We start from the raw sequence: 6,541 nt of genomic DNA, 5'->3' as shown, positions 1-6,541 counted from the left end.
CGCTTAGCTTCGGCTGACGTTTTCGGGGGTGGGGAGAATGACTAATCTGGCTACCGCGCAGCAGCTTGCGCCGTCCAATTTACAACTGCCGGTTTCGGCCTATTTTGACGTTGATCTCTATCAGCGTGAAATTGAACTGCTTTTTAAGCAGGGCCCAGGCTATGTTGGTCACGAACTCATGGTTCCTGAAATTGGCTCCTACCAAACATTGACCTCAGAAAATGAGGGTCGCTTGCTAGTTCGTAATTCCCAAGGTGTTGAACTCCTTTCCAATGTCTGCCGTCATCGCCAAGCACTCATGCTCAATGGCAAAGGTAAAGCAGACAACATCGTTTGCCCATTGCATCGCTGGACCTACGATTTAAATGGTCAACTAATGGGTGCACCCCATTTTGAAGATAAGCCCTGCCTCAACCTAGGCAAGTCACCTCTGCAAAATTGGCAAGGACTCTTGTTTGAAGGTCCGCGCGATGTGCGCACGGATCTTGCCAAACTCGGCGTCGCTGATGATCTGAATTTTGAGGGTTACGTTCTCGATCACGTTGAAGTTCATGAATGTAATTACAACTGGAAGACTTTTATTGAAGTCTACCTCGAGGACTATCACGTTGTGCCATTTCATCCAGGCTTAGGTAAGTTTGTTTCTTGCGAAGACTTGCGTTGGGAATTCGGTGACTGGCACAGCGTACAAACTGTTGGCATTCACAAGAACCTGGAGAAACCAGGATCACCGGTTTATCAAAAGTGGCATGAAGCGGTATTACGCCACCATGAAGGCAAAACACCGCGCCATGGCGCCATCTGGCTTACCTACTACCCCAATGTCATGGTGGAGTGGTACCCAGGCGTTTTATGCGTTTCGACATTGCATCCCATGGGCCCTAATAAAACACGCAATATCGTCGAGTTTTATTACCCAGAAGAGAGCGCACTCTTTGAGCGTGAGTTTGTGGAAGCAGAGCGTGCAGCCTATATGGAAACCTGCATCGAGGATGATGAAATTGCAGAACGTATGGATGCTGGTCGCGCCGCCCTACTAGCACGCGGTCAAAATGAAGTGGGGCCATATCAAAGCCCGATGGAAGACGGCATGCAGCATTTTCATGAATGGTACCGTCGCGCCATGAATTACGAAGGCGCATAATTCAGTAATACTCACTCGCTCTAAACAGGAAGCCAACATGACGCCTCTCATTACTGCAAATCAGTTAGAAGAAATCATTAACAGTGGTGAGAATGTATTGCTCTGTGATTGCCGCTTTGATTTAGTGGATCCCCAGGCAGGTCGTAAATCTTATCTTGAGGGCCATATTCCTGGGGCCCTCTATGTCGACCTAGACCATGACTTATCCGGGGAAAAAACGGGTAAGAATGGTCGTCACCCACTGCCTAGTCCTGAAGCTTGGGCACAAACCAAATCTCGCTTAGGCATTGACTCCAATACTTTATTGATTGCCTACGACAATCAGGGCTCTGTATATGCCAGTCGCTTATGGTGGATGCTCAAAGCTACTGGCCATGCCAATGTCCAAGTCTTAGATGGCGGCCTAGATGCCTGGAATGGTCCGATTGGCACACTGCCGCGTGAAGCGAAACCAACAACAATGCCAGTACCTGTAATGCCTTATGTTGGCTTAGTGATAGTAGAGGAGGTTGTTCACAACCTTCAGGCCAAGATGAATGTCGTTGTTGACGCTCGTGCAAATGATCGCTTCCATGGTCAAAATGAAACCTTAGATCCTGTTGGCGGACACATCCCCAATGCGATCAATTATTGCTTCAGAGAAAATCTTTCCAGAAAAAGCTTCAAAGCACCCGAACAGCTTTTCAAAGACTTTGTAGGTCTGCTGGGCTCAACCAAAGCCTCTGAAGTGATTCATCAATGCGGCTCTGGAGTAACTGCCTGCCATAACCTCCTCGCAATGGAAATCGCGGGCCTTAAAGGCTCACGTCTATATGCAGGCAGTTGGAGTGAGTGGTGTGCCGACCCGAGCCGGCCAGTCGCGCTTTAATGCAGCAGCGAAAGCAAGATTACAAAGCCAACACCGCAAGCAATCAAAATCGTTTGACGTAAGGATTCCGCCCAATGGGGGCGTCGATGCATTTGCGGAATGAGATCACTCACGGCAATATAAATAAAACCACTTGCAGCAATCACCAGCAAGTAAGGCATTGCCGCATGCGCCTTCTCCAAGAAGAAATATGCCAACACCCCACCCACTACTGCAGATAAACCACAAATCAGGTTGTACATCAATGCACGAGTGCGAGTGAATCCGGCATTCAGCAATACGATGAAATCCCCAATCTCCTGCGGGATCTCATGAGCAATGATGGCAATCGCAGTAAAGATGCCGACTTGGTAATCGGCCATGAATGCAGCAGCGATCAACACACCATCAACAAAATTGTGCAGGCCATCACCAACTAAAATCATCCAACCGCTGCGACCCGCCACCTCTGCATCGTGACCATGATGATGGTCATGACCATCGCCTTCGTGATGATGGCTGTGGCGCAGCAAAGCAATTTTCTCAAGCAAGAAAAATCCTAAGAGGCCTGCCAGCAAGGTAGCAAATAGCAGTTGAGGATTGACGCCCGGCATCGTAAATGCCTCAGGAAGAGAATGAAGCAAGGCAGTGGCCAGCAAAATACCTACCGACACACTGACCATACTGTGAACCATCTTCGACAGCAAAGACAAAGAAAAGCTAGCAGCAACAAGAACGCTAACGGTCCCCGCTAGCGCCGTTACTAATAAAATACTTTGCAGTACTGACATGAAAATTAAGCAACCCCGTTTTGTTTAAACCAGGCGATGCATTTTTCCCAACCATCTTTCGCTGGGCCTTCGCGATATAAGGCGCGATAGTCCGCATGAAAACCATGGGGTGCATCTGGATAAATTTCAAAACGGGAGGCTTTAGCGGCTGGATTTTTCGGGGCTGCTGCCGCAAGCGCTTGACGCATCTGCTCAACAGTTTCGAGTGAAATACCAGCATCCGCTCCACCATACAAGCCCAGAACTGGGGCCTTGAGATCAGCAGCAATATCGACTGGATGACGTGGATTGCCTTCGGTCTTTTCACCCACCAAGCGACCATACCAAGCAACACCTGCACGTACCTGTGGAAGTGTGGCGGATAACCAAGTAATGCGACCACCCCAACAGAAGCCAGTTACGCCAACCTTCTTAACGTCTCCACCATTTTTGCCAGCCCATTGAATAGCTGCCTGTAAATCATTTAAGACTTGAGAATCCGGGGTCTTAGCAACGATATTGCTCATGATCTCAGCAGTAGTTCCGTAAGTATTGGGATCGCCAGCTCGGATAAAGAATTCTGGAGCAATCGCCATGTAACCCAATTTAGCAAAGCGTCTAGTGACGTCGGCAATGTATTCGTGTACGCCAAAAATTTCACTAGCCACAATCACAATCGGCAATTTTCCTTTAGCTTTTTCTGGGCGAGAAACATAAGCCGGCATCTGAAAGCTGCCGACCGGAATCATTTGCTCACCCGCTTTAATGCCAGTGAAATCGGTTTCGATTGCTTGTGCCATCACAGGCTCTGAAGCGGCCACAAAACCAATCCCCATGGTGGTTGCAGTAATGGCGGAGGCTTTCATAAAACCCCTTCTACCGCTAGACACCATTTTTGAATCCTGATCTTTTTTCGTTGTCATCTTTAGTCTCCTGATTTAATGCGCTTCTTCCCAATTATCGCCAATCCCAATACCAACCACCAAAGGAACCTTCAGTTCGGCCACCTTGCACATTAAGTCAGGTAACTTTGCCTGTAAGAGCTCCAACTCATCCAAAGGTACGTCAAACACCAGCTCATCGTGAACCTGGAGCAGCATACGGGTCTTGAGACCCTCTTTTTCCAGCCAATTTTCGACTGCAACCATGGCCAATTTAATCAGGTCAGCTGCAGTTCCTTGCATGGGGGCGTTAATCGCAGCCCGCTCGGCACCTTGACGACGAGGACCATTCGAACCCTTAATCTCAGGCAGCCATAGACGTCTACCAAAAACTGTCTCGACATAGCCATTTTCTCTAGCCTCCAAGCGAGTGCGCTCCATATATTGAGCCACCCCTGGATAGCGATCAAAGTACTTGGCAATGTAGTTTTGGGCTGCCGAGCGTTCGATACCCAAGTTACCCGCTAGACCAAAAGCACTCATACCGTAGATCAGACCAAAGTTAATGACCTTGGCATAGCGACGTTGCTCCGAATTGACACTCTCGAGCGGCACACCAAAAATCTCAGCGGCAGTTGCTTGATGCACATCCTTACCTGCAGCGAATGCAGCTAGTAGATTTTCATCTTCAGCAATGTGCGCCATGATGCGCAATTCAATTTGGGAATAGTCGGCAGAGAGCAACTTGCAACCTTCAGCCGGAATAAATGCCTCACGAATACGGCGACCCTCTTCAGTGCGCACAGGAATATTCTGCAAGTTCGGATCGCTTGAAGCCAAACGTCCAGTCACTGCAGTAGCTTGAGAAAAGCTTGTGTGCACGCGCCCTGTTTTAGGGTCTGCCATACGGGGCAGCTTCTCGATATAGGTCGACATCAATTTAGCAAGACTGCGGTAGTCAAGAATGCGCGCAGGTAAAGGATAGTCTTCAGCCAACTTCTGCAAAACTTCTTCATCAGTAGATGGTGCGCCCGATGGCGTCTTCTTAATTACTGGAAGCTCCAGCTGTCCAAACAAAATTTCTGCAATCTGCTTGGGTGATTGAATGTTGAATGGCTGCCCTGCAAGCTGGTGAATCTCAGCCTCTAAAGCTAGGAGACGCTTACCAACCTCTTGACCCTGCTTGGACAGCAGCGCTGAATCAATCCGAATACCATTGCGCTCCATGATGCCCAATACACGCATTGCTGGCATCTCAATGTTTTCATAAACATAAAGAAGGCCTGGACTTGCCTGAATTTGCGGCCATAGCACTTGATGCAAACGTAAGGTAATGTCAGCATCTTCTGCCGCGTAGTCGGTGGCGATCTTCAGATCAACTTGATCAAAGCCAATCTGATGCACCCCTTTACCGCATACCTCTTCATACTTAATGGTCTTCATGCCGAGATGTCGCTCAGCTAAGTTATCCATATTGTGTGGCATGTGTGACTCAAGCACATAAGACTCCAGCATCGTGTCAAACGCAATACCTTGCAAGGTGATGTCATAGTTCGCAAAAATATGGCTGTCGTACTTGAGGTTTTGCCCAACTTTCAGATGGGTAGCGCTTTCTAGCCAGGGCTTCATGCGCGCTAAGACCAATTCGCGACTCAGTTGCGTTTCTCCATTACGGTGCGCCACTGGGATATAGCAAGCCTCTCCAGGAGTCACGCAAAGCGAGATACCAACAAGCTCTGCAACAAGCGCATCTAAGCTAGTAGTCTCAGTATCGACCGCCGTAAGATCGGCGCCTTCAATTTTTTTAATCCAGCGATCTAATGCTGCTTCGTCGACAACACATTCATAGTGTTTTTCAATTGCACCTTGCAGATCAGTTGTTTCTTGCGATAAAGCAGTTGTCGCCTCTGTAGCAGTGGGGCCAAACTTTTTGGTTGTTGCCTTTACGTTATCTTCAACAATATTTTTGATGAGGCTTCCAGCCAAATCAAAACCTCCACCGGTCTCAGGAGCCGCACCACCAAGCTGCTTCTCTACATCACGCAACCAAGTCTTAAATGCGTAGCGCTCAAACAACTCACGCAATAGTGGCGCATCCTCTGGTTTTGCATGCAGGTCATCCAAGCCTGGCAGATGGGGAGATAAATCACAATCCGTTTTGACGGTAATAAGCTGGCGCGCTTGTGGGAGCCACTGCAAACTGTTTCGCAGATTCTCGCCAACAACACCTTTCACTTGATCAGCATTTGCCATCAAGTTGTCCAGGTCGCCAAACTCAGCCAACCATTTGTTAGCTGTTTTAGGACCAGCTTTCGGAACACCCGGCACGTTATCGACCGCATCACCAATAATCGAAAGGTAATCTACGATGCGCTCTGGAGGTACGCCAAATTTTGCAATCACGCCATCGATGTCTAATTTCTCATTGGTCATCGTGTTGATTAGGGTTACTGACAGATTGACTAGCTGAGCTAAATCTTTATCGCCAGTAGAAATAATGGTTTCCCAGCCAGCTTGGGTAGCCTGGCAAGCTAAGGTACCAATCACATCATCAGCCTCAACCCCAGAAACCATCAGCACTGGCCAGCCTAAGGCCTTCACCATGGCATGGATCGGCTCAATCTGTTTGACCAAATCTTCAGGCATGGGAGAACGGTGCGCCTTGTACTCAGAGTACATTTCATCCCGGAAAGTCTTGCCTTTGGCGTCAAAAACACAGGCAATATGGTCAGCCTTGAGTTCCGAGCGAGCCCGGCGCATCATGTTGACCATCCCATAGATTGCCCCCGTTGGGTCGCCTGCCCCATTTCTGAGGTCTGGCATGGCATGAAAGGCGCGATAGAGGTAGCTAGAACCGTCTACCAACAAGAGTCTATGTTTAGTCATACCGCAATCGTAC

The 6,541-nt window shown here is 48.7% G+C and carries 5 protein-coding genes; 2 read left to right on the top strand and 3 right to left on the bottom strand.

Features of this window, described 5'->3' with window-relative positions; all coding sequences use genetic code 11:
* Window positions 1-37: 37 nt before the first annotated feature.
* Window positions 38-1,144 (top strand): aromatic ring-hydroxylating dioxygenase subunit alpha, encoded by a 1,107-nt coding sequence (locus tag B7Y67_RS09280; RefSeq protein ID WP_293598401.1) that lies wholly within the window; start codon window positions 38-40, stop codon window positions 1,142-1,144.
* A 37-nt stretch (window positions 1,145-1,181) separates the two neighbouring features.
* The gene (locus tag B7Y67_RS09275) at window positions 1,182-2,012 is read left to right on the top strand and encodes a sulfurtransferase (protein ID WP_293598400.1); all 831 of its coding nucleotides are present in this window, start codon (window positions 1,182-1,184) and stop codon (window positions 2,010-2,012) included.
* On the opposite strand, the gene B7Y67_RS09270 is transcribed toward B7Y67_RS09275, so the two are convergent.
* The 3 genes from B7Y67_RS09270 to polA are packed head-to-tail and all read right to left on the bottom strand — an operon-like array spanning window position 2,009 to window position 6,528.
* On the bottom strand, window positions 2,009-2,782 hold the full coding sequence (locus B7Y67_RS09270; RefSeq protein ID WP_293598399.1) for a ZIP family metal transporter: 774 nt from the start codon (window positions 2,780-2,782) through the stop codon (window positions 2,009-2,011). The genes B7Y67_RS09275 and B7Y67_RS09270 overlap by 4 nt on opposite strands.
* Window positions 2,783-2,787: 5 nt before the next feature.
* Window positions 2,788-3,684: a dienelactone hydrolase family protein gene (locus tag B7Y67_RS09265; RefSeq protein WP_293598398.1), complete on the bottom strand. Its 897-nt coding sequence runs from the start codon at window positions 3,682-3,684 to the stop codon at window positions 2,788-2,790.
* 15 nt (window positions 3,685-3,699) lie between these two features.
* Window positions 3,700-6,528 (bottom strand): DNA polymerase I, encoded by a 2,829-nt coding sequence (gene polA / locus B7Y67_RS09260; protein WP_293598402.1) that lies wholly within the window; start codon window positions 6,526-6,528, stop codon window positions 3,700-3,702.
* Window positions 6,529-6,541: the final 13 nt, after the last annotated feature.

The sequence above is a fragment of the Polynucleobacter sp. 35-46-11 genome, assembly GCF_002281105.1.
This window is presented reverse-complemented; position numbering and strand designations above follow the sequence as displayed.